Raw genomic sequence first — 25,492 nt, forward strand, 5'->3', positions numbered from 1 at the left:
GCCCACAACCCCACCCTCAGCCCGCCGCCTGAGCGCTCTGGCACAATCTGCGGGTCGCAACGACCCGGGATCCCCATGATCATCCTGCTCGACCAAGACGGCGTGCTCGCCGACTTCGAACACGCCTTCATCGACGCCTGGCGCGCCCGCCACCCCGACATCGCGCCGGTGGCCTTCGACGACCGCAAGTCCTTCTACATCCGCGAGGACTACGCGCCCGAGCTGCGCGCCAAGGCCGAAGCCATCTACACCGCGCCCGGCTTCATCCGCAACCTGCCGCCCGTGCCCGGCGCGCTGGACGCAGTGAAAGAGCTGCTGGCGCTGGGCATGGACGTGCGCATCTGCACCTCGCCGCTGTCGCAGTTCGAGAACTGCGTGGCCGAGAAGTACCTGTGGGTGGAAAAGCACCTGGGCCGCGACGCCACCAACCGGCTGGTGCTGACCAAGGACAAGACCCTGGTCCACGGCAATCTGCTGATCGACGACAAGCCCCACATCCAGGGCGCGGTCAAGCCGCGCTGGAAACACATCCTGTTCGACGCGCCCTACAACCGCGACGTGACCGACCGCCCCCGCATCACCTGGAGCAACTGGCGCAACGTGCTGGCGGGCGAGCTGTACACGGCGGACGAGTAAGTCCGCACCTGGCGCGCTCCCTGTCGGCAGCCCTGGCAAGCCGGCAACCCCGCGCGAGGCCCAGTCCGCCACGCGCGCCGCAGCCGCAGAGGCAGGAAAGTCCCCCGGACGGACGCTATCCAGCGGTCATGTTTTGGATCTATCCTGTACGGCGACATGCCCTGTACAGGAGCGTTTCCATGAATCTGCATCGCCTGCTCAAGCAGCGGGAAGCCGACAAGAAACCCTTGCGCGTCGCGCTGCTGGGCGCCGGCAAGTTCGGTTCCATGTTCATGAGCCAGGCCGCGCGAACGCCCGGCCTGCGCCTGGTGGCGGTAGCCGACCTGTCGCCAGGACGGGCGCGCGCCGCGCTGACCCGCGTGGGCTGGCCGGCGGCCGCGCTCAACGCCGAGAGCACCGCCGACGCGCTCAAGAACGGCAAGGTCTATTTCACCGACGACACCGATGCCGTCATCGCCAGCCCTGACGTCGAGATCGTGGTCGACGCGACCGGCCAGGCGGCCGCCGGCATCGAGCACGTGCTGGCCTGCTGCGAACACGGCAAGCACATCATCATGGTCAACGTCGAGGCCGACGCGCTGGCCGGCCCGCTGCTGGCGCGCCGCGCGCGCGAGGCCGGCATCGTCTATTCGCTGGCCTACGGCGACCAGCCCGCGCTGATCTGCGAAATGGTCGACTGGGCGCGCGCCTGCGGCTTCGAGGTCATGGCCGCCGGCAAGGGCACCAAGTACCTGCCGGAATTCCATACTTCCACGCCCGACACGGTCTGGCCGTACTACGGCTTCACCGCCGAGATGGTGGCCGCCGGCGATTTCAACGCGCAGATGTTCAACAGCTTCCTGGACGGCACCAAGAGCGCCATCGAGATGGCCGCCGTGTCCAACGCCACCGGCCTGCAGCCCTCGCCGTCCGGCCTGCACTTCCCGCCCTGCGGCGTGGACGACCTGGCGCGCGTGCTGCGGCCGCGCGAGGACGGCGGCATCCTGCACCATCGCGGGCAGGTGGAAGTGGTGTCCTCGCTGGAGCGCGACGGCCGGCCGGTGTTCCGCGACCTGCGCTGGGGCGTGTACGTGACGCTGGCGGCCGACAGCGACTACGTGCGCCGCTGCTTCAAGGAATACGGACTGGTCACCGACCCCGGCGGCAACTACACCGCCATGTACAAGCCCCATCACCTGTTGGGCCTGGAGCTGGGCGTCAGCGTGGCCAGCGTCGGCCTGCGCCGCGAACCCACCGGCGCGCCGGCCGGCTGGCATGGCGACGTGGTGGCCACCGCCAAGCGCGACCTGCCCGCCGGACAGGCGCTGGACGGCGAAGGCGGCTACACGGTGTATGGCCGGCTGATGCCGGCGCGCGATTCGGTCGAGGAAGGCTACCTGCCGCTGGGCCTGTCGCACCAGGTCAAGCTCAAGCATGCCGTGCGTCAGTCGCAGCCGATACGCTGGCGCGATGTGGAGTACGACGAACAGTCCACGGCCCTGCGCTTCCGGCGGGAGATGGAGCAGATCTTCGCGTAGGGCTACTGCGGTAAAATCGAGCGATCGGATTTACGGAGGCCGCCCATGCCGGACTCGAACGAATTTTCGCTGCGGGAGCGCCAGCGCGCATTCGACAACGCCCTGGCAAGCCAGCGCCTGGAAGGTCTGGAGCCTGATGCGCGCACGGTTGCGGAACTGGCCTTGGTCGTGAAAGGCGAACTGACTTTCGACACCGTACTGGAACGCCTGCAAACGCGAATCACCGCCGGTGAGTTCCAGCAGATGCCGGTCCGGTAGACCGGCATTTTTCTACCGCCCGCGCTGTCCAGGATATGGTCAAGTACCCGGCAAACGCGCATGATCCCTACGTCGATCAGAAATCAGGCGTATTGAAGAATCGTCTGGGCATTGTCGACGATGCCATCCTCCAGAGGGTCGAGGCCTCCCTCACGTTCCTGCGATCCTATGAAATGGCGCGAACTCCCGTCCAAGGAGCGTTCGACCTGGCCCATCTGCAAACAATCCACAAACGTCTGTTTGGCGACATCTACGACTGGGCCGGCCAAATCAGGACCGTCGACATATCGAAAGGCAATACGCGCTTCGCGAGTTTTCAGCAGATAGAGAGCTACGCGCCCGAAATCACTCGGCCGCTGCAACGCGAAAAGTACTTGAGGGGCCTCGACATCGATATGTTCTGCCAGCGCGCAGGACACTATCTAGGCGAATTCAACGTCCTGCATCCTTTCAGGGAAGGCAATGGCCGGTCGATCCGCGAGTTCATCAGCCAACTCGCGCGCGACGCTGGATATGCCCTGAACTGGACGGGCATAGAACAGGCAGAAATGATCCAGGCTTCGATCAAAGCCTACCAAGGTGACTCTTCGCACCTGGCCCGCATCATTCGCAACCGCATCACAGATCTCGGTCAGGAACGCGGGCTCAACACCTAGGCCGGAATCCGATTCGGGATAAGGAAAGTCCGCCACGAAAACACTCGAAGCGGACTCGGCACATAGCACTAGCCTGGCCGCGCCTGGTGAAATCAGCTTGCAGGCAAGCGCAGCCCAGGCAATACCTCAAACCGGCGCCGGACGCTCCGCCTGAAACAGCCGCAGCCGATCCGCCGCATTGCGCAGATGCTGTTCCGCCGCTCGTCCGGCGGCATCGGGATCCCCCGCCTCGATGGCCGCGAAGATCGCCTGATGCTCGCTCTGCACCGCCGCCATGCGCTCGGTGTACATGCGCGCGGTGTTGTTGCGCGCGCTGCGGATCACGCGGCGCACGTTGGCTTCCAGGTAGTCGTTCAGCGCCACCAGGTGCGGGTTGTGCGTGGCCTGCACGATGGCGAGGTGGAACTGGTAGTCCTCTTCGTCGCCCAGCTTGTCGTTGACCAGCGCGTATTCCATGCCGACCAGCGCCTGCTTCATCTTCTTCAGGTCCTGGTCGCCACGGCGCTGCGCGGCGTAGCGCGCCGCCGTCACCTCGATGGACAGCATCAGTTCCAGGATGTGTTCCAGCTCCTGGCTGTCGCCCGGCGCGGGCGCGGCGATGCGGAAGGCGTTCTTCTGGAAGTTGGGGTCCACGAACACGCCGCTGCCTTGCTGCGAGGTGACCAGGCCCTCGGACTTCAGGCGGGCCAGGGCCTCGCGCACCACGGCGCGGCTGACGGCGTAGATCTCGGTCAGCTGCTTCTCGGTGGGCAAGCGGTCGCCGGGCGCGAGCGCGCCCTGGCGGATCTGTTCGGCCAGGGCATCGGCCACTGACGCGGACAGCGAACTGCGGGGCGCGGCACGCGCGGAATCCTGATCTTGACTGGGCTGCATAGGGAAACGTGAAGATTCGGCGGCTCGCGGGGCGGCCGCCTTGGGCTTATAGGAATGTCTCGACGTTCTGTTGCGGCGCACGCCTGCGAAAAGTATAGAGTTTGCCGGGATGCCGGGCGCCGCCGCACTGCACTTTACGCGATATAGATGCCGCCGTTCACCTGCATAACCTCGCCGGTCACGAAGGCCGCCAACGGCGAGCACAGGAAGGCGATCGGGCCGGCGATCTCCTCGGCCGAGCCGAAGCGGCGCAGCGGCGTGCTGGCCAGCAACTGGTCGCCCTTCTGGCCGATCAGGTCGTTGGTCATGGAGGTGGCGATGATGCCGGGCGCGACCGCGTTCACGCGCACCTTGGGCGCCAGCTCCAGCGCCAGGCTGCGGGTGAAGCTCTGCACCGCGCCCTTGGACGCCGAATAGGCGGCGTGCGCGTAGCTGCCGCGCTGGGCCGCCAGCGAGGTCAGCAGCACGATGGAGCCGTTCTCGCGCAGGTGGCGCTCGGCGGCGCGGCAGACGTAGAAGGTGCCGTCCAGATTCACGCCCATCAGCTTTTTCCAGCCCTGGTCGGAGGTGTCGCGCACCAGGCTTTCCGGATAGATGCCGGCGCAGTGCACCAAGTGGTCCAGCCCGCCGAAGTCCTGCGCGGCCCGGGCCAGCGCCCGGTCACAGTCGGTCGAGGACGACACGTCCAGCGCGTAGGCGCGCACGCGCTCGCCGCTGGGATCCAGCTCGGCCGCCACCTGCGCCAGGCGCGCGCCGTCGATGTCGGTCAAAGCCAGGCGCGCGCCGTGCGCGGCCATCAGCCTGGCCGTGGCCAGCCCGATGCCATTGCCCGCGCCCGTGATGGCGATCACCTGCTGTTCGAATGAAATCATCTTGTCTCCGTCTGCTTGACACGGCAAAAACGCTTGCCCTATGATTTATCGGACAACTTAATAAAGTTGCCTGACAACTTGCTTGAAAGCGTAAATCACTTGGCGCGAACAGGCAAGCGGATCAGAAAACACGGCGCCAAGCCGCAGGACAGGCAGGGGACAATCAGGTGGAAATCACCGGCAGCACAACCGTATACGCGATCGCGGCGGACCCGATCGCGCACGTCAAGACGCCGCAGCGGCTCAACGCCCTGCTGCGCGAGCGCGGCGCCGACGGCGTCATGGTCCCTTTCCACGTCTCGCCCGACGGCCTGCCGGCGCTGTTCGCCGGCCTGCGCGGCTTGCATAACCTGGGCGGGCTGGTCGCCACCGTGCCCCACAAGGAACAGGCCGCCGTCCTGTGCGACGAGATCACGCCGGCCGCGCGCCTGATCGGCGCCGTCAACGCGATCCGCCTGCGCGACGGCAAGCTGGCCGGCGGCAATTTCGACGGGCTGGGCTTCGTGGCCGGCCTGCGCGCCCAGGGCCATGAGCCCGCCGGCCGCCGCGTCTACCTGGCCGGCCTGGGCGGCGCGGGCAAGGCCATCGCCTGTGCCCTGGCCGACGCCGGCCCGGCCCGCCTGAACCTGTACAACCGTTCCCCCGAACGCGCCCGCGAATTCGCCGCGCGCCTGTCGGCCGCCTATCCCGCGCTGGACATCCAGCTGGCCGACGCCGCGCCCGGCGCCGATTGCGAGATCGCCGTCAACGCCACCTCGCTGGGCCTGTCCGACACCGATCCCCTGCCCTTCCCCCTCGATGCGCTGCCCGCCGGCGCGGTCGTGGCCGACGCCGTGATGAGCCGCGTCGACACGCCGCTGCTGCGCGCCGCCGCCGCGCGCGGCCTGCGCACGCACGCCGGCCTGCACATGCTGGAAGGACAGATCGCCGAGATTGCCCGCTACCTGGGCATACCGGAGCCGCGCTAGGGTCCGCCCCGCCAGCGCGCTCGCTTGATCCACGGATTCACCACACTCCCGTTCCACGGAGGAGACACGCATGAAATTGGCTTTCACCACCGGCCTGCTGTGCCTGGCCGGCATCGCCGCCTCGGCGCAGGCCGCGCCCGTCAAGATCGGCCTGATCGAGACGCTGTCCGGCCCGCAGGCTTCGACCGGCCTGATCTTCCGCGCCGCGGTCAAGTACCAGCTGGACCGCATCAACGCCGCCGGCGGCTGGAACGGCCAGCCGCTGGAACTGGTCGAGTTCGACAACCAGGGCGGCCCGGTGGGCGCGTCCGACCGCTTCCGCGCGGCCGCCGCCGAGGGCGTGCAGATCCTGGTGCAGGGTTCCTCGTCCGCGATCTCCGGCCAGCTGACCGAAGACGTGCGCAAGCACAACCTGCGCAATCCGGGCAAGGAAGTGCTGTTCCTGAACGTGGGCGGCGAGGCGCTGGAACTGACCGGCCAGAAGTGCCACTTCTACCATTTCCGCTTCGCCACCAACGCCGACCTGCGCGTCAAGGCGCTGACCTCGGTCATGTCGGCCGACGGCACGCTGGGCAAGCGCGTCTACGCCATCAACCAGAACTACTCCTGGGGCCAGGACATGGAAGGCGCCACCGAGCGCTTCGCCAAGCAGTACGGCTATGAAGTGGTTGGCAAGACCCTGCACGAGGTCAACAAGATCCAGGACTTCGCGCCCTATGTCGCGCGCATCCGCTCGGCCAATCCCGACACCGTCGTCACCGGCAACTGGTCCAACGACCTGCTGCTGCTGATGAAGGCCACCCAGGCCGCCGGCCTGAAGGTGCGCTTCGCCACCGTGTTCCTGGACCAGGTGGGCAACCTGGCCAACGCCGGCGAAGTCGCGCTGGGCCACTACATCGCCCACCCGTACAACATCGAGGCCGCCGGCGAGGAAGGCGCCAAGTTCGCCGAGGACTACAAGGCCAAGACCGGCCACTACCCCAGCTACACCGAACCGCAGACCGTGATCGGCGTCACCTTCCTGGGCGAGGCGCTCAAGCAGGTCAAGCCGCAGGACGGCAAGCTGTCGGTGCCGGAACTGGCCAAGGCGCTGGAGAAGGTCACCTACACCTCGCCGCTGGGCACCTACACGATGCGCGCCGAGGACCACCAGGTGCAGCTGCCGATGGTGGTTTCCAAGGTCGGCAAGAACGCCAAGTACAAGGCCGACGACACCGACATGGGCTTCGAGCCGGTCAAGGTGCTGAGCGCCGCCGACGTGTCGGCGCCGGTGCAATCCACGTGCAAGATGGTCCGCCCGAACTGATGCGGCTGGGGGCGGGCCGCGCTCGCGGCCCGTCCGTGGACCCGCAGGAAAAAACGCCCGCCGGCGCGGGGCCGGCCACAACAGGGCGCGATGGATCGCGCGGCGCATCGCGCCCGCGCGCAGGATTTATGGAGCGGACATGGAATACTTTACCGTCTCGCTGTTGAACGGCGTGATTTACGGCCTGCTGCTGTTCATGGTGTCGGCAGGCCTGACACTGATTTTCGGGATGATGGGCGTGCTGAACTTCGCGCACGCCTCGTTCTACATGATAGGCGCCTATGCCGCCTATACCTTGACCCCGGTCACGGGCTTCTGGGCCGCGCTGGCGCTGGCCACCGTGATCTCGGGCGCGCTGGGCATGGCGGTGGAGCGCTACTTCCTGCGCCGCGTGCACAAGTTCGGCCACGCGCAGGAATTGCTGGTCACTTTCGGCCTGGCCTTCATCGTGGCCGAGCTGGTCAAGCTGTTCTACGGCGACTTCCCGGTCGACTACCGCGTGCCGCAGTTCCTGAACTTCGCGGCCTTCCGCGTGTTCGACGCCGACTACCCCTTCTACCGCCTGCTGATGGGCGGCGTGTCGCTGGTCATGTTCGGCGTGATCTACCTGCTGCTGTCGCGCACCCGCGTCGGCATCGTGGTGCGCTCGGCCATCTATCGTCCGCGCATGGCCGAGGCGCTGGGCCACAACGTGCCACTGGTGTTCATGAGCGTGTTCGGCGTGGGCGCGGCCATGGCCGGCCTGGCCGGCGCGGTGGCCGGCGCCTTCTACACCACCAACCCCAACATGGCTCTGGAACTGGGCGTGCTGGTGTTCGTGGTGGTGGTCGTGGGCGGGCTGGGCTCGCTCGGCGGCGCCATGATCGCCTCGCTGCTGATCGGCCTGATCAGCTCATTCTCGGTCGGCATCGACGCCAGCCTGGCCACGCTGTTCGGCCTGTTCGGCGCCGGCGAGTGGGCCGAGAGCGTGGGCGGATTGATGACGGTGAAGATATCCAGCCTGGCGGCGACCCTGCCCTTCCTGCTGATGCTGGTGGTGCTGCTGGTCAAGCCTTCGGGCCTGAAGGGAGAACAGGCATGAGCCAATCCACAACCCATGCCCGCCGCGCCTCGGGCGCGCTGCTGCTGATCCTGTGCGTGGCCGCGCTGTGCGCGCTGCCCTGGCTGCTGCCCGCGGGCCAGCTGGTGGCCGCGGTGCAGATGCTGATCGCCGCGCTGTTCGCCTGCGCCTTCAACCTGCTCGCCGGCCAGGGCGGCATGCTGTCCTTCGGCCACGCCGCCTACTTCGGCGTCGGCACCTTCGCCACCATCCATGCCATGAACGCGCTGGGCGGCGCCGGGCTGCTGCCCACGCCGCTGATGCCGCTGGTCGGCGGCGTGGCCGGCCTGCTGTTCGGGCTGGTCGCGGGCTGGTTCGCCACCATGCGGTCGGGCGTGTATTTCTCGATGATCACGCTGGCCCTGGCCGAGCTGCTGCACGCGCTGGCGCCGCACCTGAAGGGCGTGTTCGGCGGCGAGGCCGGCCTGTCGGCCATGCGCATGCCGGCCTGGGGCTTCTCGTTCGGCTCGGACATCGAGGTCTATTTCCTGGTGCTGGCCTGGGTGCTGGTGTCGCTGGCCGCGCTGTACGGCCTGACCCGCACGCCGCTGGGCCGGCTCACGCTGGGCCTGCGCGAGAACGCGCACCGCCTGCGCTACCTGGGCTACCGTCCGCACACGCTCAAGACGCTGGTGTTCGCGCTGTCCGCCATGTTCGCCGGCATCGCCGGCGGCCTGCAGGCGCTGAACATCGAGGCCGGCAACTACGTGCTGTTCGACGTCAAGCTGTCCACCGACGCAGTGCTGTTCGCCTACATCGGCGGCGTCAACGCCTTCCTGGGTCCGGTGCTGGGCGCGTCCATCCTGACCTTCCTGTCGCAGACGCTGGCCGACATCACCCGCTCGTGGCTGCTGTACCAGGGCATTCTGTTCGTGCTGGTGATGCTGTTCGTGCCGGATGGCCTGGTCGGCCTGGTGCAGCGCGCCGCCCGCTCGCTGCGCGAGCGCGGCCTGGCCGACTGGCTGCCGCGCGCCGCCGTGTCGGCCGCCGGCGGCCTGCTGCTGACGGCGGGCACGGTCTTCACGGTGGAACTGCTGCAACGCATGTTCGCCCGCGACTACCGCTCGCTGCTGGCCCTGAACCCCGACGCCGGCTGGCCGGCCATTTCCCTGTTCGGCCGCGCCTGGGCGCCGCTGGCGCTGTCGACCTGGCTGATTCCGCTGGCGCTGCTGGCCGCGGGCCTCGTGGCCTGCCGCTGGGCGCTGGCGCTGTGGCGCAACGGCGACCCGGCCGCCCCCGCCCTGGAGACGGCGCAATGAACCACGACATCCTCACCCTCACCGACGTGCGCAAGTCCTTCGGCGACGCGCAGATCATCCGCGGCGTGAACCTTGCGGTGCGCGCCGGCGAACGCCACGCGGTCATCGGCCCCAACGGCGCCGGAAAGTCCACGCTGTTTCACCTGATGTCGGGCTCGTTCGCGCCGACGTCCGGCGACATCAGCCTGCAATCGCGCGCCATCGGCGGCCTGGCGCCCGAGCGCATCAACCGCCTGGGCCTGGCGCGCTCGTTCCAGATCACCAATGTGTTCCCGCGCCTGTCGGTGCGCGAGAACCTGCGGCTGGCGGTGCTGCGCATGCACGGCCTGGTCTACACCTTCTGGCGTCCCATCGCGCGCAACCGCGCCGTCAACGAAGACGTGGACCGCCTGCTGGAAAAGGTGCGGCTGGCGCCGCGCCAGCACGTGGCGGCCGGCGACCTGAACTATTCGGAACAGCGCTCGCTGGAAATCGGCATGACGCTGGCCTCGCGGCCGCGCGTGATCCTGCTGGACGAGCCCATGGCCGGCATGTCGCAGCATGAAGTGGATTACACCGTCGAGCTGATCAAGGACGTGACGCGCGACTGCACGCTGCTGATCGTCGAGCACGACATGCAGGTGGTGTTCTCGCTGGCCGACCGCATCAGCGTGCTGGTGTACGGCGAGATCCTGGCCACCGGCACGCCCGCCGAGATCCGTGGCGACGCCCGCGTGCGCGAGGCCTATCTCGGGGAGGAAGCCGTATGAGCCAGCACGCCACCCATCCCGCCGCCTCCAAGGGGAACAACAACGCGCGCAGCGCGAAGGACGACGCGATGAGCGCGCAAACCGGGGAACTGCTCAGCCTTCGGGGCGTGCACGCCCACTACGGCAAGAGCCACATCCTGCATGGCATCGACCTGGCCATCGGCCGAGGCGAAGTCATCAGCCTGCTGGGCCGCAACGGCGCCGGCCGCTCCACCACCATGAAGAGCATCATGGGCCTGGTGGACGTGACCGGCGGGCAGATCCGCATCGAAGGGCGCGACATCACCAACAAGCGCCCCTTCGAGATCGCCCGCGCCGGTCTGGGTTTCGTGCCCGAAGAACGCGAGGTCTTCGCCAACCTGACGGTGGACGAGAACCTGCGCATGGGCGAGCAGCCGCGCCGCGCCGACGCGCCGTTCTGGACCGTCGAGCAGATGTTCGACTACTTCCCGCGCCTGAAGGAACGGCGCGGCACCCGCGCCGGCAACCTGTCGGGCGGCGAGCAGCAGATGCTGACCATGTGTCGCTCGCTGCTGGGCAATCCCAAGGTCATGCTGATCGACGAGCCGACCGAGGGCCTGGCGCCCAAGATCGTGGAAGTGATCGCCGACGTGATCCGCGACATCCACCAGCGCGGCGTGTCGGTGGTGCTGGTCGAGCAGAAGCTGACCATCGCGCTGAAGGTCTCCACCCGCGTCAGCGTGATGGGCCACGGCCGCATCGTTTTCGAAGGACCGCCCGCCGAGCTGCAGCAGCGCCAGGACGTGGTCCAGGAATGGCTGGCGGTCTGAGCCGCCGCCCACAACCTTCATAGGCAATCATCTTGCAACAGACTCCCGACACCGTGTACGCCGACCTGCGCGGCCAGACCGTCGTCATCACCGGCGGCGCCAAGGGCATCGGCTACGCCGCCGCCCAGGCCTTCGCGCGCCAGGGCGCGCGCGTGGCCCTGCTGGACATGGATGAGGCCGCGCTGGCCGTCGCCGTGGCCGGCCTGCAGGCCGAGGGCGGCGAGGCCCTGGCCTGCCAGGCCTCGGTCACCGACGCCGACGCGGTCGAACGCGCCTTCGCCCAGGTCGAACAGGCCTGGGGCCGCATCGACGTGCTGGTCAACAACGCCGGCATCTCGGCCAACAAACCCACGCTGGAAGTCAGCGCCGAGGAATGGCGCCGCGCCGTGGACATCAACCTGACCGGCGTGTTCCTGTGCGCCCAGGCCGCCGGCCGCCGCATGGTGCCGGCCGGCGCCGGCTGCATCATCAACCTGGCCTCCATGTACGGCGTGGTGGCCGCGCCCGACCGCGCCGCCTACTGCGCCACCAAGGGCGCGGTGGTGCTGCTGACCGAGACGCTGGCCGTGGAATGGGGCCCGCTGGGCGTGCGCGTGAACGCGCTGGCGCCCGGCTACGTCGAGACCGACCTGGTGCGCGACCTGGCCGCGCGCGGCCGCCTCGATCCCGAACGGCTGAAGCAGCGCACGCCGCTGCGGCGCCTGGCGCAGCCGGCCGAAATGGCCGACCTGGCGGTGTTCCTGGCCTCGCGCCAGGCCGCCTACATCACCGGACACACCCTGGTGGCAGACGGCGGCTGGAGCCGCTACAGCTACCTCTAACACGCATCAAGCCCGACATTTCTGGAGATTCACTCATGGCCACCCATCACCCGCTTGCGCCGCAAGCGCCCTGGCGCCAACTGACGGTCGACGCCAAGGACTGGCAACAGGCCGATCCGGCGCTGCTGTCCAACATGCTGACGCAGCTGCACTGGATCCGCGCCTTCGAGGAAGCGGTGCTGGAACTGGCCGCCGAAGGCCTGGTGCACGGCCCGGCGCACTCGTCCGTGGGCCAGGAAGGCGGCGCGGTCGGCTCGGTGCTGGCGCTGGGCGCCGGCGACCAGATCAACGGCTCGCACCGCGGCCACCACCAGTTCCTGGCCAAGGCGCTGCAACACGTCGCGCCGCAAGGGCTGGACCCGCGCAACCCGATCAACGCCGCCGTCGACGAAGTGCTGCAACGCACGCTGGCCGAGATCATGGGCCTGGCGCAAGGCTATTGCCGAGGCCGTGGCGGCTCCATGCACCTGCGCTGGCTCGAAGCCGGCGCGCTGGGCACCAACGCCATCGTCGGCGGCGGCGTGCCGCTGGCCGCCGGCGCGGGCTGGGCGCACAAGCACGCCGGCACCGACCGCGTGGCCGTGACCTACTTCGGCGACGGCGCGGTCAACATCGGCTCGGTGCTGGAAACCATGAACCTGACCGCGGCCTGGAAGACGCCGCTGTGCTTCTTCATCGAGAACAACCGCTACGCGGTGTCCACCACGGTCGAGGAATCCACCGCCGAACCGCGCCTGTCGGCGCGCGGCCTGGCCTTCAACATCCCGTCGTGGCAGGTGGACGGCATGGATCCGCTGGCCGTGTACCTGGCCATGTCGGAAGCCGTGGCGCACATGCGCGCCGGCAAGGGTCCGACCATCGTCGAAGTGGACGTGTACCGCTACTTCCACCAGAACGGCCCCTTCCCCGGCAGCGCCTTCGGCTACCGCAGCAAGGACGAGGAAGCGCAATGGCGCCGCCGCGACCCGCTGGACAAGGTCGCCGCCGAGATGATCGGCCGCAAGCTGATCACCCAGGCCGAAGTCGACGCCCTGCGCCAGCGCTGCAAGGACGTGATGAAGGACGTGGCCGGCCGCCTGACCGAGGCCGCCGACGGCGGCAAGCGCCGCGTGCGCGCCGACCTGTGGCCCAGCCCGGACTTCCGCGACGTGGGCCTGCGCAGCGACGGCTCGGAACTGGCCGGCCTGCGCTACCAGGAAGCGTCGGAACACGCCGGCGAGCGGGTCGAGCGCAAGTTCGTCGACGCCGTGGCCGACGTGCTGGACCGCCGCATGGAAACCGATCCCGGCGTGGTGGTGCTGGGCGAGGACGTGCACCGCCTGAAGGGCGGCACCAACGGCGCCACGCGCGGCCTGAAGGACAAGTATCCGGACCGCGTGCTGGGCACCCCGATCTCCGAGAACGCCTTCGCCGGCCTGGGCGGCGGCCTGGCCATGGACGGCCGCTACCGTCCGATCGTCGAGTTCATGTACCCCGACTTCATGTGGGTCGCGGCCGACCAGGTCTTCAACCAGATCGGCAAGGCCCGCCACATGTTCGGCGGCGACATCGACGTGCCCTTCGTGCTGCGCACCAAGGTCGCGATGGGCACGGGCTACGGCTCGCAACACTCGATGGACCCGGCCGGGATCTTCGCCACCGCGCCCGGCTGGCGCATCGTGGCCCCGTCCACGCCCTACGACTACGTCGGCCTGATGAACACCGCGCTGGCCTCCAAGGATCCGGTGCTGGTGATCGAGCACGTGGACCTGTACGGCTCGTCGGGCGAAGTGCCGGCGGGCGACCTGGACTACGCCATCCCCTTCGGCAAGGCGCAGGTGCGCCGCCAGGGCGGCAAGGTCACCATCCTGACCTACCTGTCCATGGTCAGCCGCGCGCTCAAGGCCGCCGAGGCCGCCGGCGTGGACGCCGAAATCATCGACCTGCGCACGCTGGACCGCGCCAGTCTGGACTGGGACACCATCGGCGAGAGCATCAAGAAGACCAACAACGTGCTGATCGTCGAACAGGGCGCGCGCGGCACGTCCTACGGCGCCATGCTGGCCGACGAGATCCAGCGCCGCTGGTTCGACTGGCTGGACCAGCCCGTCAAGCGCGTCACCGGAGGCGAGGCCTCGCCCAGCATCTCCAAGGTGCTGGAACGCGCCGCCTTCGCCGACACCGAGGAAGTCATGGCCGGCCTGGCCGACGTGCTGGCCGACCTGGGAGAGCAGGCATGAACGCGCCCGAACAGGCCCGCCTGCGCATGACGGTGCCGATGGAAGTCGGCATCTGCTGCGCCGACCTGGACGGGATGCTGGCCTTCTACACCGGCGTGCTGGGCCTGGCGCTGGTCAACCGCGTGAGCGTGCCGGCCGACAAGGCGGCCGCCACCGGCCTGACCTCGGCCGGCTACGACGTGGCTCGGCTGCAGACCAGCTACGGCGAGCGCGTCAAGCTGCTGCAGCCGGCCGTGGCGCCCCAGCCGCGCCCGGCCGCCGGCGCCATCCTGGACCGCCAGGGCGCCACCTACCTCACCTTCATCGTGCGTGACCTGCCCGGCGTGGTGCGCCAGCTGCAAGCGCGGGGCGTGACGTTCGACAGCGCGCCCGCGCCGATGGAAGTGCGCCCCGGCACCTGGCTGGCGTTCTTCCGCGATCCCGAAGGCAATGTGCTGGAGCTGGTGGAGTACGACGACCCCGCCGCCTATCGACCCGACCTCCAGCCCGACACGGCCGCCGCCGCTGAATAGGACATCAACGTGGCATACCTCATCAAGCTTCCCTCCGTGGCCGCCGACACATCGGGCGGCAATCTGCACCAGTGGCTCAAGCAGGAAGGCGACGCGGTCGCCGTCGGCGACGCGCTGGCCGAAATCGAGACCGAGAAGGCCATCGTCGAGATCAATGCCGAACACGCCGGCGTGCTCGGCCGCATCGTCGTCGCCGCCGGCGCCTCGTCGGTGCCGGTGAACACCGTGCTGGGCGTGCTGCTGGCCGACGGCGAGGACGCCTCCGCCATCGAGCGCGCGCTGGCCGAACAGGGCGTGCCCCCGGCCGCCGCGCCGGCCGCCCCGGCACCGGCTGCCGCAACCCCCGCCTCGTCGAGCTGCGCCGCCACCGCGACCTGCGCGCCCGCCACGGCCGCCGCGCCCACGCAGGCCGCGCAGGCCCAGGCCGGCGGCCGCCGCCTGTCCAGCCCGCTGGCGCGCCGCCTGGCCGCGCAATGGGGCGTGGACCTGGCGCGCGTCGCGGGCAGCGGTCCGCACGGCCGCATCCTGCGCCGCGACGTGGAAGCGGCGCGCAACGCCGCGCCCGCCGCCGGCCAACCGCAGACCGTCGCACCGCGCACCGCCGGCCGCCGCGTGCCGCACAGCGGCATGCGCCGCGCCATCGCCCGCCGCCTGAGCGAAAGCAAGCAGACCGTGCCGCACTTCTACCTGACGGTGGACTGCCGCATGGACGCGCTGCTGGCGCTGCGCGCGCAGGCCAACCAGGCCGGCGCCATCAAGCTGTCGGTCAATGACTTCATCGTGCGCGCCGCCGCCCAGGCGCTGCGCGACGTGCCGGAAGTGAACGCCAGCTGGCAGGACGACGCCATCGAATACCACGCCGGCGCCGACATCTCGGTGGCCGTGGCCACCGAGGGCGGGCTGGTCACGCCCATCGTGCGCGACGCCGACGACAAGTCGCTGTCCGCCATCGCCGCCGAGATTGTCGAGCTGGCCGGCCGCGCCAAGGTCAATCGCCTGAAGCCCGAGGAATTCACCGGCGGCTCGCTCACGGTGAGCAACCTGGGCATGTACGGCATCAAGCAGTTCGCCGCCATCATCAATCCGCCGCAGGCCGCCATCCTGGCCGTGGGCGCGGCCGAGCGCCGCCCCGTGGTCGGCCCGAACGGCGAGCTGGAAGCCGCCACCGTCATGACGGTGACGCTGTCGGCCGATCACCGCGTGGTCGACGGCGCCGTCGGCGCGCAGTGGCTGGCCGCGTTCCGCGCCCGCATCGAAAACCCCGTCCGCATCCTGCTGTGAGCCCCGCCATGACCAAGACGAGTTTCGATGTGGTGGTGGTGGGCGGCGGCCCCGGCGGCTACGTGGCCGCCATCCGCGCCGCGCAGCTGGGCCTGTCGGCCGCGCTGGTCGAGCGCGCCGAGCTGGGCGGCATCTGCCTGAACTGGGGCTGCATTCCCACCAAGGCGCTGCTGCACAGCGCGACGGTGCTGCGCGCCTGCCGCGAGGCCGCGCACTATGGCGTGACCGGCGCCGACGCCGCGCGCCCGGACCTGCCCGCCATGGTGACGCGCTCGCGCAAGGTGGCCGGCCGCCTGGGCCAGGGCGTGGCGCACCTGATGAAGAAGAACGGCGTGACGGTGATCCAGGCCAGCGCCCGGCTCGCCGGCGCCGGCAGGCTGGCGCTGGACAACGGCGGCACCCTGTCGGCGCGCCACATCATCCTGGCCACCGGCGCGCGCGCCCGCGAGCTGCCGGCGCTGCCGCTGGGCGAGCGCATCTGGGCCTATCGCCAGGCGCTGGTGCCCGACGCCGTGCCCAAGTCGCTGCTGGTGGTGGGCGCCGGCGCCATCGGCGCGGAGTTCGCCAGCTTCTATCGCGCGGTCGGCGCCGACGTCACGCTGATCGACATGACCGCCGAGATCCTGCCGCAGGAAGACGCCGAGATCTCGCAGCTGGCGCGCAAGGCCTTCGAGAAACAAGGCATCCGCGTGCTGACGCAGTGCGCCGTCACGGCCTCCAGCCCCACCGCCACCGGCGTGAAGGTCACGCTGGAACAGCAGGGCAAGCGCAGCGAACTGGAAGTCGAGCGCGTCATCGTCGCGGCCGGCATCGTCGGCAACGTCGAGAACCTGGGCCTGGAAGGCACGCGCGTCAAGGTGGAAAAGAGCCACATCGTCACCGACGGCCTGTGCCGCACCGGCGAGCCGGGCGTCTACGCCATCGGCGACGTGGCCGGCGCGCCCTGGCTGGCGCACAAGGCCAGCCATGAAGGTGTGCTGTGCGTGGAAGCCATCGCCGGCAAGCCGGCGCACGCCATCGACCCGCTGCGCATTCCCGCCTGCACCTACTCGCACCCGCAAGTGGCCAGCATCGGCATGACCGAGGCGCGCGCGCGCGAGCATGCCGCCAGGCATGGCGGCGAGATCCGCGTGGGCAAGTTCACCTTCGCCGGCAACGGCAAGGCCATCGCCATGGGCGAGGACCAGGGCCTGGTCAAGACCGTGTTCGATGCCCGCTCCGGCGAGCTGCTGGGCGCGCACATCATCCACCCGGAAGCCTCGGAGCTGATCACCGGCTACGGCGTGGCAACCGCGCTGGAAGCCACCGAGGAAGACCTGATGCACACCGTGTTCGCGCATCCGACGCTGTCGGAAACGCTGCACGAATCGGTGCTGGCGGCCTTCGGGCGGGCGCTACACGGCTGAACGCGGCCGCCCGATAACACGCGATCAATCCCAAGCAGGCGCCAGCCCGTCCGGCGACACCAGCCTGCCGTCCGGACGCGCCAGCGCGGCGATGCGCGCCATGTCGTCGGCGGACAGCGCGAAGTCGAACACGCGCGCATTGGCCTCGGCGCGGTCGCGCTGCAAGGTCTTGGTCAGCGTCACCACGTTGTCCTGCTGCACCAGCCAGCGCAACGCGATCTGCGCCGGCGTCTTGCCCAGGCGCGCGGCGATCTCGCCGATCACGGGATCGGTCAGCACCTTGCCGTCCGCCATGCCGAAATAGGCCGTCACCGTCATGCCCAGCGCGGCCGCCTCGGCGCGCACCGCGTCCTGGTCCAGGTAGGGATGGAACTCGATCTGGTTCGTGACCAGCGGCGCGGCGCTCAGGGCGGCGGCCTCGCGCATCAGCTTGATGTTGAAATTGCTGACACCGATGTGGCGCGCCCAGCCGCAAGATACGGTCTGGTTCAGCGCATCGATCTGCTCGGCCAGCGGCGCCTTGTCGCCGGGCCAGTGCAATAGCAGCAGGTCCACGTAATCGGTGCGCAGCCGCGCAAGGCTTTCCTCGACCGAGCGCAGCAGGTCGGGCGTCCGGTAGTGGTCCACCCAGACCTTGGTGGTCAGGAAAATCCGGTCGCGCGGCACTCCGGCCTCGGCCATGCCACGGCCCACGTCGGCCTCGTTGCCATAGATCTGCGCGGTGTCGATATGGCGGTAGCCCAGCTCCAGCGCGGTCCGGGTCATGCGGGCGGTGTCCTCGGCAGGCATGCGGAACACGCCCAGGCCCAGCGCGGGAATCTCGGCGCCGTCGCGGCCCAGGGGTTTGGTGGGGATCATTCGGTCTTGCTCCAGCGGGTATCTCAATGGCCGCACATTCTGCGCGCATGGATCATTGAGAAAAACACCGATAAACTCACAATACTTATGCCTTGGAGTCACGAATGTCCCTGAATTCCGACGCCCTGCGCCTGTTCCTGGCCGTGGTGGACGCGGGCACCATGAGCGCGGCCGCCGAGATGCTGGGCCAGACCGCGTCCGGCGTCAGCCGCGGCCTGTCGCGGCTGGAGGAAGACCTGGGCGTGACCCTGCTGACCCGCACCACGCGGCGCATGGAGCTGACCGAGGAAGGCGCGCTGTTCCTGCAGAAGGCGCGCGGCATCGTCGCATCGCTGGAAGAGGCCGAGGAATGCATGCGCATGGTGCACCAGCAGCCCGCCGGCCGGCTGCGCGTGGACGCCTCGGCGCCGGTGATGCTGCACTGCGTGGTGCCGCATGTGGCCGAGTTCCGCCGCGCCTATCCCCAAATCACGCTGGAGCTGACCAGCAACGACCGTATCGTCGACCTGATGGAACACCGCAGCGACGTGGCGCTGCGCGCCGGTCCGCTGACCGACTCCACCTTGCACGCCCGCCCGCTGCGCCCCGCGCCGCGCTGGCTGCTGGCCAGTCCCGACTACATCGCGCGCCGGGGCGAGCCGAAGGACGTGGACGAACTGCTGCAACACGAGTTGCTAGGCTTCACGCAGCCGGAAAGCCTGAACGTCTGGCCGCTGCGCCACGCGGGCGGCTCCAGCTTCGCCATCACCCCCACGCTGGCCACCTCCAGCGGCGAGACCCAGTACCAGCTGGCGCTGCGCGGCGTGGGCATCGCCTGCCTGTCCGACTTCATGGTGCGCGACGAGCTGGCCGACGGCCGGCTGGTGAAGGTGATGGAACACGCCTACACCGACTACCTGCAGCCGCTGAATGCCGTCTACTACCGCAACACGCAGCTGTCGCGGCGCATCGCCTGCTTCCTGGATTTCATCGCGGCGCGGATGTAGCCGCGCACGCATACACGAACGCGGGCGCGGCTGGCCCGGCGCTCAGTACTTCAGGCCCGTATCGCACAACACCGTGGCCACCACCGCATCCGCGCGCAGCCGGCCCGATTGCAGCAGCTTCACGGCGGCGCACACATTGGCGGCGGCGGAATAGCCCACGTACAGTCCCTCCCGCACCGCCAGCGTCCGACGCCACGCCTCGGCTTCCTCGTCCGTCACGGCCAGGCTCAGGTCCATCAGCGACGCGTCCCAATGCGGCGGCGCCGCGCCGTAGCTGGTGCCCTGGATCAGGTGCCGCGCCTTCGAGACCGGCTGGCCGGCCAGCACTTCGCAGCCCAGCGGCTCGACGGCGGCGCACACGGTTGCCGCGCTGGCGGCCTTCATGGCTCGCGCCACGCCCATGAAGGTGCAGCCCGTGCCCACCGCCGCGACCCAGCCGTCGGCGGGTCGGCCCAGCTGTTCCAGGATCTCGCGGCCCGTGCCGGCCTCGTGCGCCGCGATGCACTCGACCGCGTTGAACTGGTCCACATAGAATCCGCCGCGCTCGCGCGCCAGCGCGGCGGCCATGTCCGCCGCCGCCTGCACGTCCGCGCCCGTGACCTGGCCGGGCGCGCCATCGACCTGCGGCACCAGGATCACCTCGGCGCCCAGCCCTTCCAGCATGCGGGCGCGCGCCGGGCTGTTGCCGGCAGACATCGTGACCAGCAAGGGATGCCCCAGCGCCGCGCAGGCCACGGCCAGTCCCGCGCCCATGTTGCCACTGGTCATCTCGACCACCGGCATGCCCGGCTTGAGCCGGCCATCCGCGCGCGCCGCCAGCAGGATGGCCTTGGCGGCGCGGTCCTTCACGCTGCCGCCGGGCTGCAGGAACTCGGCCTTGGCGACCAGCCGGCCCGGGCCGGCGTGGATCCGGTCCAACGAGATCAGGGGCGTGTTTCCTATCAAATCCAGCGCGGAGGTCGCGAGCATGTCCGTTCCAAGTGCATGGCAGGCGCGGCGGGCCTGCTTCCAGGACGGAGATTGTAGGAAACGCCAGCGCCGGCGTCAGTCTCGCGGCGCCGCGCCGTCCACCGCCGCTTCGATCCGCGCCACCGCCGCCGCGTCCAGCCTGGGCAGCAGATCCAGCGCGCCCAGGTTCTCGCGCAGCTGCGCCACGCCGGACGCGCCCAGCAGCACCGTGCTCACGTCCGGATTGCGCAACGCCCACGCAATCGCCAGCTGCGCGCGCGTGGCCCCCAACTCATCGGCCACGTCGCGCAAGCGGCGCGCGGCGGCCTGCATCGCCTCCTGGCGGTCGGCGTAGACGAAATCCTTGAGCCAGCCGAAGCCCTCCGCCGCCAGCCGCGAATCCGCCGGCACGCCCTCGTCATACCGACCGGCCAGCACGCCCGAGGCCAGCGGCGACCAGGTCGTCAGCCCCAGCCCGCGCCGCTCGACCAGCGGACGGTACTCGTGCTCGACGCGCTCGCGATGGAACAGGCTGTACTGCGGCTGCTCCAGCTGCGGCGGCACCAGGTCGTGGCGCTCGGCAAAGGCGCACAGCGTCTCGATGTCGGCCGCCGGCCATTCCGAAGTGCCCCAGTACAGGATCTTGCCCTGTTGCACCAGCGTGTGCATGGTCCAGGCGATTTCCGGGATCGACATGTCCGGGTCCGGTCGATGGCACAGGTATAGGTCCAGATAATCCAGCCCGAAGCGCCGCAGCGCCTGCTCGCAGGCCTCGACCAGGTGCTTGCGGCTCAGGCCCTGCTGCGTCGGGCGCGGCCCGCCTCCTGGCGCATGATTGTCGGCGGCGCCGTACAGCGCCTTGCTCGACACGCAATAGCCGTCGCGCGGCCAGCCCAGCGCCTTGATGGCGCGGCCCAGCATGCGCTCGGCCTCGCCGCCGAGATAGACCTCGGCGCTGTCGAAGAAATTGATGCCGTGGTCATAGGCGCAAGCCAGGCAGTCGCGCGCGGCGCGGTCGTCCAGCGTGGTGCCGAACGTGATCCAGCTGCCATAGGAGAGCGCGGACAGTTTGAGGGCCGACTGGCCCAGGCGGCGGTATTGCATGACGGTCTTCCTGATATCCCGTGGAAAGCGTCATGGTGCGGCGCTCGCGGCCATCCGTAAAATATTCAATTCATGCGCCGACGAGACGCGCCGGATATCGCCGTGACCGCTATGCGGCGTCGGCTTGGCCCACGGGCCGCGTCGCCTCGCGCAGCGCGGCGATCAACGAATCCCGTATCGGCGAGGCGTCACCAGCCCGCCAGGCCAGCAGCAGATCCAGCCGCCGCAGCGCGCCCGGCGCGTCCACCGAGATCGGTCGGAACACCACATCACCGCGCGGCTCGCGCGCCAGCGAGGCTGGCAGCAGGGCCGCGCCGAAACCGCTGGCCACCAGCGCCACCACCGTCTCCAGCCGCCGCGCTTCCTGCGCCACGCGCGGCGCGAAGCCCGCCGCCAGGCACAGCGACACCAGCTGGTCATGAAAGCCCGGGCCGAGCGTGCGCGCCGACGCCACGAACGCATCTTCCCTGAGCGCGGCCAGTTCCACCACATCGCATTCGGCCAGACGGTGCGAGGCTGGCAAGGCGATCAGCACCGGCTCGCTCAGCAAGGTCTCGAAATGCAGACTCGGCGCGCTGACGCCGGGATGGCGCATGAGGCCGATGTCGGCGCGTCCCAGTTCCAGCGCCTCGACCTGCTCGCGCGTGGTCGCCTCGCGCAGCGTGAACGACACGGCGGGATGCGCCGCGCGGAAACGCCGCAACCCGCGCAGCAGCGATTCATAGGGAGAAATATTGACGAAGGTCGCCGTCAGGTGGCCTTCCATGCCCTGCGCCACGCGCCGCGCCTGCGCCACCCCTTCGTCCAGCGCCGCCAGCATGCGTCGCGCCGTCTCCAGGAATGCCGCGCCCGCCGGCGTCAGCGTCACGCTGCGGTTGGTGCGCGCCAGCAAGGGCGCGCCCACCTGCGCCTCCAGCCGCTGGATCGCCTGGCTCAACGGCGGCTGCGCCATGTGCAGGCGCTGGGCCGCGCGGTTGAAATGCAGCTCTTCCGCCACCGCGATGAATTGCCGCAGCAAGCGCGTTTCGATCATGCCTGGCTCCCGCTCATGTGAATCAGCTCCTGCGCTTCGCGGCGCCGCTGGCCGTCGCAGTCCGCTTGCCGCGCACCGGCGCGGCGGCGTGCGCCACGCCTGCCGCCTTGTCCGCGCCTTCCCGCGCCGCATCGTCCAGCGCCGCCTCTTCGGCCACCCACTCCACGAAGGCCCGCACCTCCGGCCGTTCCAACGCATCGGGCAGCGTCACCGCGTAATACGCGAAGCGCGCCGGCCAGGGCTTGTGCAGCACCTGCACCAGCCTGCCCGCCTCGATCTCGGCGCGCGCATGCTCCTGCGGCACCAGCGCCAAGCCCTGCCCCGCCTCGGCCGCGCGGATCAGCAGGAAGTCATCATCGAAGGACGAACCCCGCCGCGCGCGCGCATCGACCGCCACGTCATGCGCCGCCAGCCACAGCGGCCAGTCCGCGCGGTCGGCATCATGCAGCAGGGGAAGGTCCAGACACTCGCCCGGCGTCTTCAAGCCCTTGCGCCGTCCCAGCAATGCCGGACTCGCCACCGGCACCAGCACCGGCGCCATCAGCCACACCGCATGCAGGCCGGGATAACGCCCGAGCCCGTGCCGCAGCGCCACGTCCACGCGGTCGCGGCGCAGGTCCACCACCGACGACGAGGCCTCGACCCGCAACTCGATACGTGGATGTCGCGCGCGAAAACGCGCCAGCCGGGGCACCAGCCACGACGCCGCGAAGGACGCCATCGTACTCACCGTCACGGTCTGCCGCGACGGCGCCCGCGCCAGCATGTCCACCGCCGCCTCGATCTGCGAGAACGCCTGCCGCAGCAGCGGATGCGCCGCCGCGCCGTCAGCCGTGAGCCGCAAGCCCTGGCGCTCGCGCGTGAACAGCGCCACGCCCAGCCGGTCCTCCAGCAAGCGAATCTGCTGGCTGACCGCGCCCGGCGTCACATGCAGGGCCTCGGCCGCCGCCTTGATGCTGCCGCGCCGGCCCACCTCGACGAAGGCGCGCAACGCCGCCAGCGGAATCGAAGAGCTCATGAATATAGTTTTCCTAAATCCAGCGCGCAGAAATCATCGTTTCCCAATGCCGCTGTCACTGACGATGATAGCTCCTGACAAGCTCAAGACAAGTCGTGGCATCGCCGACGGCAATTTAGGAAACCTTCATGCTAACGCTCTACACCGACAGCTCACCCAACGGCTTCAAGGCCACCATCGCCCTGGAAGAACTCGGCCTGCCCTACACCCTCAAGCACGTCCACATCAACCAGGGCGAACACCGCCAGCCCGACTTCCTGCGCCTGAACCCGCATGGCCGCATCCCCGTCCTCACCGACGACGAGACCGGCATCACCCTGTTCGAATCCGCCGCCATCCTGCTCTACCTAGCCGAGAAAACCGGCCGCCTGCTGCCCGCCGAACCGCGCGCCCGCTGGCAAGCCACGCAATGGCTCATCTTCCACGCCGCCAGCGTCGGCCCGCTGATCGGCCAACGCGTCCACTTCGAAATCTTCGCCGCCCACAAAGACCCCATCGCCATCGAACGCTACCGCCGCCTCACGCACGAAGCCTACGCAACGCTGGACCAGCACCTGGCCAGCGGCCAGCCCCATTTCGCCGGCGACGAATACAGCATCGCCGACATCGCCCACTTCGGCTGGACCCACATCGCCCGCCTCATCGGCTTCGACTTCGACGCCTACCCGCATCTGAGCGACTGGCACGAACGCATCGCCCTCAGACCCGCCGTGCAGCGCGGCATCGTGCTCCCGGAGCCTGCCATCGGGGCATGAGTAGGCCCACCCCCGAAGCGCTTGCGCGCTTCCCCCTCAAGGGGGCATGCCTGCGGACCGAGGATGAGCCTCCCCCCGAAGCGCTGACGCGCTCCCCCCCAGGGGGCATGCCTGCGGACCGGCAAAGCCGGCTCCGCGGCATCCGGCTGGCGGATGCACGGATCATCATCATCATGAATATGAACGCGACTACTACCAACTCTATCGACATGCCGTCCGGCGCCTCCTGGGCCGCGCATGCCCGCCATCCCGGCTACCGCCGCATGTTCGCGCCCGACGCGCTGACGCTGGGCATCTTCCTGCCGCTGCGCTTTTATGAAGGAGACATGCGCGTGCTGGCTGGCCAGTCCCGCCTCGTCAGCGACATCGACGCCCGCGGCTTCGCCGCCGCCTGGGTTCGCGACATCCCGCTGTACGACCCGCGCTTCGGCGACGCCGGCCAGCTCTTCGACCCCTTTACCTACCTGGCCTACCTCGCCGCCAGGACGCAGCGCATCTCCCTGGCCACTGGCAGCGCCATCTTCTCGCTGCGCCACCCCATCGACCTCGCCAAATCCGCCGCCACCATCGACCAACTCTCCGGCGGCCGCCTCGTCATGGGCATCGCCTCCGGCGACCGTCCCATCGAGTTCCCCGCCTACGGCCTGCAACACGACCAGCGCGCCGAGCGCTTCGCCCAGGCGGTGGCCGACTTCCGCCGCCTGCTCCAACCCGGCCGTCGCGCCCTGACCTCGCCGCTCGGCCACATCACCGACGCCGAACTCCTGCCCAAGCCCGCCGCCGGCCCCATCCCCCTGCTCGTCACCGGCGCCAGCGGCCAATCCCCGGACTGGATCGCCGAACACGCCGACGGCTGGCTCACGTACCCCGGCTCGTCCGTCGTCCCCGCGGGCCCCAAGGCCCTGGGCCAGAAAATCCAGGCCTGGCGCGACCGCATCCCCGACGGCGGCTTCCGCCCTCACGCCACCAACGAATGGATAGACCTGGTCGACGACCCCACGCACCCGCCCACCCTGCTGCACGGCGGTTTCATCCTGCAGATCGGCCGCCACGCGCTCATCGATCTGCTCTCACAATGGCAGACTGCCGGCGTCAACCACGTCGCCCTGGGCATTCAGTTCTCGCGCCGCCCCGCCGCCGAAGCCATCCAGGAATTGGCGGAGGAAGTGCTGCCGCGCTTCCCGTCGCATGAGGATGTGCCGCCACTGGATATGGATTGGTAGGCGTGACTGCGAAAGCAGCGTGCGAACTGCTATACGCATGAACGGCGAACAGCAGGCCACGCAGCACACGCCAACACTCACCGCCAGGCAAGGCAAGGCACGCCCCTCCACAACCAACACCCCCACGACGCAAGCCACCACGTATGCAGAAACCGGCCGCCCGCGCGGCCGGTTTCTGCGGGCGACGTAAGCCTCGCCACCGACCACGGCTCCAGCAACGCCACATCCATCGAAACTCGCAGCCCCTCGGGCGGGGCGGCGCGGCTGCGAGCAACCTCGATGCGCCCGAGGGAATCCGAAGGCAGCCGCCGCAGGCGGCAACGAGGATGACGAAGGGGAAGTCC

At 69.4% G+C, this 25,492-nt stretch carries 25 protein-coding genes; 18 read left to right on the forward strand and 7 right to left on the reverse strand.

Features of this window, described 5'->3' with window-relative positions; translation table 11 throughout:
• The first annotated feature begins 75 nt into the window (after positions 1-75).
• The 4 genes from AC6LJ5_RS24690 (at position 76) to AC6LJ5_RS24705 (ending at position 3,067) form a co-directional block, all read left to right on the forward strand.
• Positions 76-636: a 5'-3'-deoxyribonucleotidase gene (locus AC6LJ5_RS24690; protein ID WP_498141873.1), complete on the forward strand. Its 561-nt coding sequence runs from the start codon at positions 76-78 to the stop codon at positions 634-636.
• A 179-nt stretch (positions 637-815) separates the two neighbouring features.
• Entirely contained in the window at positions 816-2,153 is a 1,338-nt protein-coding gene (locus tag AC6LJ5_RS24695) for an NAD(P)H-dependent oxidoreductase (protein WP_103271285.1), read from the forward strand.
• Between the two features lie 45 nt (positions 2,154-2,198).
• Positions 2,199-2,411, forward strand: coding sequence for an antitoxin VbhA family protein (locus tag AC6LJ5_RS24700; protein ID WP_498141874.1), 213 nt, complete (start codon positions 2,199-2,201; stop codon positions 2,409-2,411).
• Positions 2,412-2,446: 35 nt separating this feature from the next.
• Positions 2,447-3,067 carry a Fic/DOC family protein gene (locus tag AC6LJ5_RS24705; RefSeq protein ID WP_498141875.1) on the forward strand — a complete coding sequence of 207 codons (621 nt, stop codon included), beginning with the start codon at positions 2,447-2,449 and terminating at the stop codon, positions 3,065-3,067.
• Positions 3,068-3,193: 126 nt separating this feature from the next.
• Here AC6LJ5_RS24705 and AC6LJ5_RS24710 read toward each other — a convergent pair whose 3' ends face one another.
• Both AC6LJ5_RS24710 and AC6LJ5_RS24715 read right to left on the reverse strand, forming a co-directional pair.
• Positions 3,194-3,940: a FadR/GntR family transcriptional regulator gene (locus AC6LJ5_RS24710; RefSeq protein ID WP_103271286.1), complete on the reverse strand. Its 747-nt coding sequence runs from the start codon at positions 3,938-3,940 to the stop codon at positions 3,194-3,196.
• Between the two features lie 134 nt (positions 3,941-4,074).
• A complete protein-coding gene (locus AC6LJ5_RS24715; RefSeq protein ID WP_498141876.1) occupies positions 4,075-4,812 on the reverse strand; it encodes an SDR family NAD(P)-dependent oxidoreductase in 738 nt (245 codons plus the stop codon).
• 167 nt (positions 4,813-4,979) lie between these two features.
• Between AC6LJ5_RS24715 and AC6LJ5_RS24720 the strand changes: the two genes are divergently transcribed.
• The 11 genes from AC6LJ5_RS24720 to lpdA all read left to right on the forward strand — a co-directional run bounded on the left by AC6LJ5_RS24720 (position 4,980) and on the right by lpdA (position 17,223).
• Positions 4,980-5,780, forward strand: coding sequence for a shikimate dehydrogenase family protein (locus AC6LJ5_RS24720; protein ID WP_498141877.1), 801 nt, complete (start codon positions 4,980-4,982; stop codon positions 5,778-5,780).
• Positions 5,781-5,850: 70 nt separating this feature from the next.
• Positions 5,851-7,086, forward strand: coding sequence for a branched-chain amino acid ABC transporter substrate-binding protein (locus tag AC6LJ5_RS24725; RefSeq protein WP_498141878.1), 1,236 nt, complete (start codon positions 5,851-5,853; stop codon positions 7,084-7,086).
• Between the two features lie 139 nt (positions 7,087-7,225).
• A complete protein-coding gene (locus AC6LJ5_RS24730) occupies positions 7,226-8,167 on the forward strand; it encodes a branched-chain amino acid ABC transporter permease (RefSeq protein WP_103271290.1) in 942 nt (313 codons plus the stop codon).
• A complete protein-coding gene (locus tag AC6LJ5_RS24735) occupies positions 8,164-9,444 on the forward strand; it encodes a branched-chain amino acid ABC transporter permease (protein WP_498141879.1) in 1,281 nt (426 codons plus the stop codon). Before AC6LJ5_RS24730 ends, AC6LJ5_RS24735 begins: the two co-directional genes overlap by 4 nt.
• The gene (locus AC6LJ5_RS24740; protein WP_103271292.1) at positions 9,441-10,193 is read left to right on the forward strand and encodes an ABC transporter ATP-binding protein; all 753 of its coding nucleotides are present in this window, start codon (positions 9,441-9,443) and stop codon (positions 10,191-10,193) included. Before AC6LJ5_RS24735 ends, AC6LJ5_RS24740 begins: the two co-directional genes overlap by 4 nt.
• A 68-nt stretch (positions 10,194-10,261) precedes the next feature.
• Positions 10,262-10,984, forward strand: coding sequence for an ABC transporter ATP-binding protein (locus tag AC6LJ5_RS24745; RefSeq protein WP_103276217.1), 723 nt, complete (start codon positions 10,262-10,264; stop codon positions 10,982-10,984).
• Between the two features lie 32 nt (positions 10,985-11,016).
• Positions 11,017-11,805: an SDR family NAD(P)-dependent oxidoreductase gene (locus tag AC6LJ5_RS24750; RefSeq protein WP_103271293.1), complete on the forward strand. Its 789-nt coding sequence runs from the start codon at positions 11,017-11,019 to the stop codon at positions 11,803-11,805.
• Positions 11,806-11,840: 35 nt separating this feature from the next.
• Entirely contained in the window at positions 11,841-14,024 is a 2,184-nt protein-coding gene (locus AC6LJ5_RS24755; RefSeq protein ID WP_392408857.1) for an alpha-ketoacid dehydrogenase subunit alpha/beta, read from the forward strand.
• A complete protein-coding gene (locus AC6LJ5_RS24760; protein ID WP_103271295.1) occupies positions 14,021-14,536 on the forward strand; it encodes a VOC family protein in 516 nt (171 codons plus the stop codon). The genes AC6LJ5_RS24755 and AC6LJ5_RS24760 overlap by 4 nt, the downstream gene beginning before the upstream one ends.
• 9 nt (positions 14,537-14,545) lie before the next feature.
• Complete coding sequence (locus AC6LJ5_RS24765; RefSeq protein WP_498141880.1) at positions 14,546-15,817, forward strand: pyruvate dehydrogenase complex dihydrolipoamide acetyltransferase; 1,272 nt, start codon at positions 14,546-14,548, stop codon at positions 15,815-15,817.
• Positions 15,818-15,825: 8 nt separating this feature from the next.
• Positions 15,826-17,223: a dihydrolipoyl dehydrogenase gene (lpdA, locus tag AC6LJ5_RS24770; protein ID WP_392413207.1), complete on the forward strand. Its 1,398-nt coding sequence runs from the start codon at positions 15,826-15,828 to the stop codon at positions 17,221-17,223.
• A 24-nt stretch (positions 17,224-17,247) separates the two neighbouring features.
• Here the strand turns inward: lpdA and AC6LJ5_RS24775 are convergent, their stop codons facing one another.
• Complete coding sequence (locus tag AC6LJ5_RS24775; protein WP_103271298.1) at positions 17,248-18,081, reverse strand: aldo/keto reductase; 834 nt, start codon at positions 18,079-18,081, stop codon at positions 17,248-17,250.
• Between the two features lie 104 nt (positions 18,082-18,185).
• Here AC6LJ5_RS24775 and AC6LJ5_RS24780 point away from each other — a divergent pair, with 104 nt between their 5' ends.
• On the forward strand, positions 18,186-19,067 hold the full coding sequence (locus AC6LJ5_RS24780) for a LysR family transcriptional regulator (RefSeq protein WP_103271299.1): 882 nt from the start codon (positions 18,186-18,188) through the stop codon (positions 19,065-19,067).
• A gap of 42 nt (positions 19,068-19,109) precedes the next feature.
• Here AC6LJ5_RS24780 and AC6LJ5_RS24785 read toward each other — a convergent pair whose 3' ends face one another.
• From AC6LJ5_RS24785 to AC6LJ5_RS24800, 4 genes are all read right to left on the reverse strand, one after another.
• Positions 19,110-20,036, reverse strand: coding sequence for a PLP-dependent cysteine synthase family protein (locus tag AC6LJ5_RS24785; RefSeq protein ID WP_103271300.1), 927 nt, complete (start codon positions 20,034-20,036; stop codon positions 19,110-19,112).
• 75 nt (positions 20,037-20,111) lie between these two features.
• Positions 20,112-21,119: an aldo/keto reductase gene (locus AC6LJ5_RS24790; RefSeq protein WP_392413210.1), complete on the reverse strand. Its 1,008-nt coding sequence runs from the start codon at positions 21,117-21,119 to the stop codon at positions 20,112-20,114.
• A gap of 109 nt (positions 21,120-21,228) precedes the next feature.
• Positions 21,229-22,152, reverse strand: a complete 924-nt coding sequence (locus tag AC6LJ5_RS24795) for a LysR substrate-binding domain-containing protein (RefSeq protein WP_103271302.1) — start codon at positions 22,150-22,152, stop codon at positions 21,229-21,231.
• 22 nt (positions 22,153-22,174) lie between these two features.
• Positions 22,175-23,170, reverse strand: a complete 996-nt coding sequence (locus AC6LJ5_RS24800) for a LysR substrate-binding domain-containing protein (RefSeq protein ID WP_498141881.1) — start codon at positions 23,168-23,170, stop codon at positions 22,175-22,177.
• Positions 23,171-23,298: 128 nt separating this feature from the next.
• Here AC6LJ5_RS24800 and AC6LJ5_RS24805 point away from each other — a divergent pair, with 128 nt between their 5' ends.
• Complete coding sequence (locus tag AC6LJ5_RS24805) at positions 23,299-23,925, forward strand: glutathione S-transferase family protein (RefSeq protein WP_498141882.1); 627 nt, start codon at positions 23,299-23,301, stop codon at positions 23,923-23,925.
• A 179-nt stretch (positions 23,926-24,104) separates the two neighbouring features.
• The gene (locus tag AC6LJ5_RS24810) at positions 24,105-25,148 is read left to right on the forward strand and encodes an LLM class oxidoreductase (RefSeq protein WP_498141883.1); all 1,044 of its coding nucleotides are present in this window, start codon (positions 24,105-24,107) and stop codon (positions 25,146-25,148) included.
• Positions 25,149-25,492: the final 344 nt, after the last annotated feature.

This window comes from Achromobacter sp. 1011791174, assembly GCF_059760925.1.

Coding starts and splice junctions, on each gene's coding strand:
- AC6LJ5_RS24790 (WP_392413210.1), bottom strand. CDS start 21,119: ATGCAATACCGCCGCCTGGGCCAGTCGGCCCTCAAACTGTCCGCGCTC.
- AC6LJ5_RS24800 (WP_498141881.1), bottom strand. CDS start 23,170: ATGAGCTCTTCGATTCCGCTGGCGGCGTTGCGCGCCTTCGTCGAGGTG.
- AC6LJ5_RS24755 (WP_392408857.1), top strand. CDS start 11,841: ATGGCCACCCATCACCCGCTTGCGCCGCAAGCGCCCTGGCGCCAACTG.
- lpdA (WP_392413207.1), top strand. CDS start 15,826: ATGACCAAGACGAGTTTCGATGTGGTGGTGGTGGGCGGCGGCCCCGGC.
- AC6LJ5_RS24785 (WP_103271300.1), bottom strand. CDS start 20,036: ATGCTCGCGACCTCCGCGCTGGATTTGATAGGAAACACGCCCCTGATC.
- AC6LJ5_RS24715 (WP_498141876.1), bottom strand. CDS start 4,812: ATGATTTCATTCGAACAGCAGGTGATCGCCATCACGGGCGCGGGCAAT.
- AC6LJ5_RS24805 (WP_498141882.1), top strand. CDS start 23,299: ATGCTAACGCTCTACACCGACAGCTCACCCAACGGCTTCAAGGCCACC.
- AC6LJ5_RS24795 (WP_103271302.1), bottom strand. CDS start 22,152: ATGATCGAAACGCGCTTGCTGCGGCAATTCATCGCGGTGGCGGAAGAG.
- AC6LJ5_RS24735 (WP_498141879.1), top strand. CDS start 8,164: ATGAGCCAATCCACAACCCATGCCCGCCGCGCCTCGGGCGCGCTGCTG.
- AC6LJ5_RS24710 (WP_103271286.1), bottom strand. CDS start 3,940: ATGCAGCCCAGTCAAGATCAGGATTCCGCGCGTGCCGCGCCCCGCAGT.
- AC6LJ5_RS24730 (WP_103271290.1), top strand. CDS start 7,226: ATGGAATACTTTACCGTCTCGCTGTTGAACGGCGTGATTTACGGCCTG.
- AC6LJ5_RS24760 (WP_103271295.1), top strand. CDS start 14,021: ATGAACGCGCCCGAACAGGCCCGCCTGCGCATGACGGTGCCGATGGAA.
- AC6LJ5_RS24725 (WP_498141878.1), top strand. CDS start 5,851: ATGAAATTGGCTTTCACCACCGGCCTGCTGTGCCTGGCCGGCATCGCC.
- AC6LJ5_RS24695 (WP_103271285.1), top strand. CDS start 816: ATGAATCTGCATCGCCTGCTCAAGCAGCGGGAAGCCGACAAGAAACCC.
- AC6LJ5_RS24780 (WP_103271299.1), top strand. CDS start 18,186: ATGTCCCTGAATTCCGACGCCCTGCGCCTGTTCCTGGCCGTGGTGGAC.
- AC6LJ5_RS24810 (WP_498141883.1), top strand. CDS start 24,105: ATGAACGCGACTACTACCAACTCTATCGACATGCCGTCCGGCGCCTCC.
- AC6LJ5_RS24690 (WP_498141873.1), top strand. CDS start 76: ATGATCATCCTGCTCGACCAAGACGGCGTGCTCGCCGACTTCGAACAC.
- AC6LJ5_RS24775 (WP_103271298.1), bottom strand. CDS start 18,081: ATGATCCCCACCAAACCCCTGGGCCGCGACGGCGCCGAGATTCCCGCG.
- AC6LJ5_RS24700 (WP_498141874.1), top strand. CDS start 2,199: ATGCCGGACTCGAACGAATTTTCGCTGCGGGAGCGCCAGCGCGCATTC.
- AC6LJ5_RS24705 (WP_498141875.1), top strand. CDS start 2,447: ATGGTCAAGTACCCGGCAAACGCGCATGATCCCTACGTCGATCAGAAA.
- AC6LJ5_RS24745 (WP_103276217.1), top strand. CDS start 10,262: ATGAGCGCGCAAACCGGGGAACTGCTCAGCCTTCGGGGCGTGCACGCC.
- AC6LJ5_RS24740 (WP_103271292.1), top strand. CDS start 9,441: ATGAACCACGACATCCTCACCCTCACCGACGTGCGCAAGTCCTTCGGC.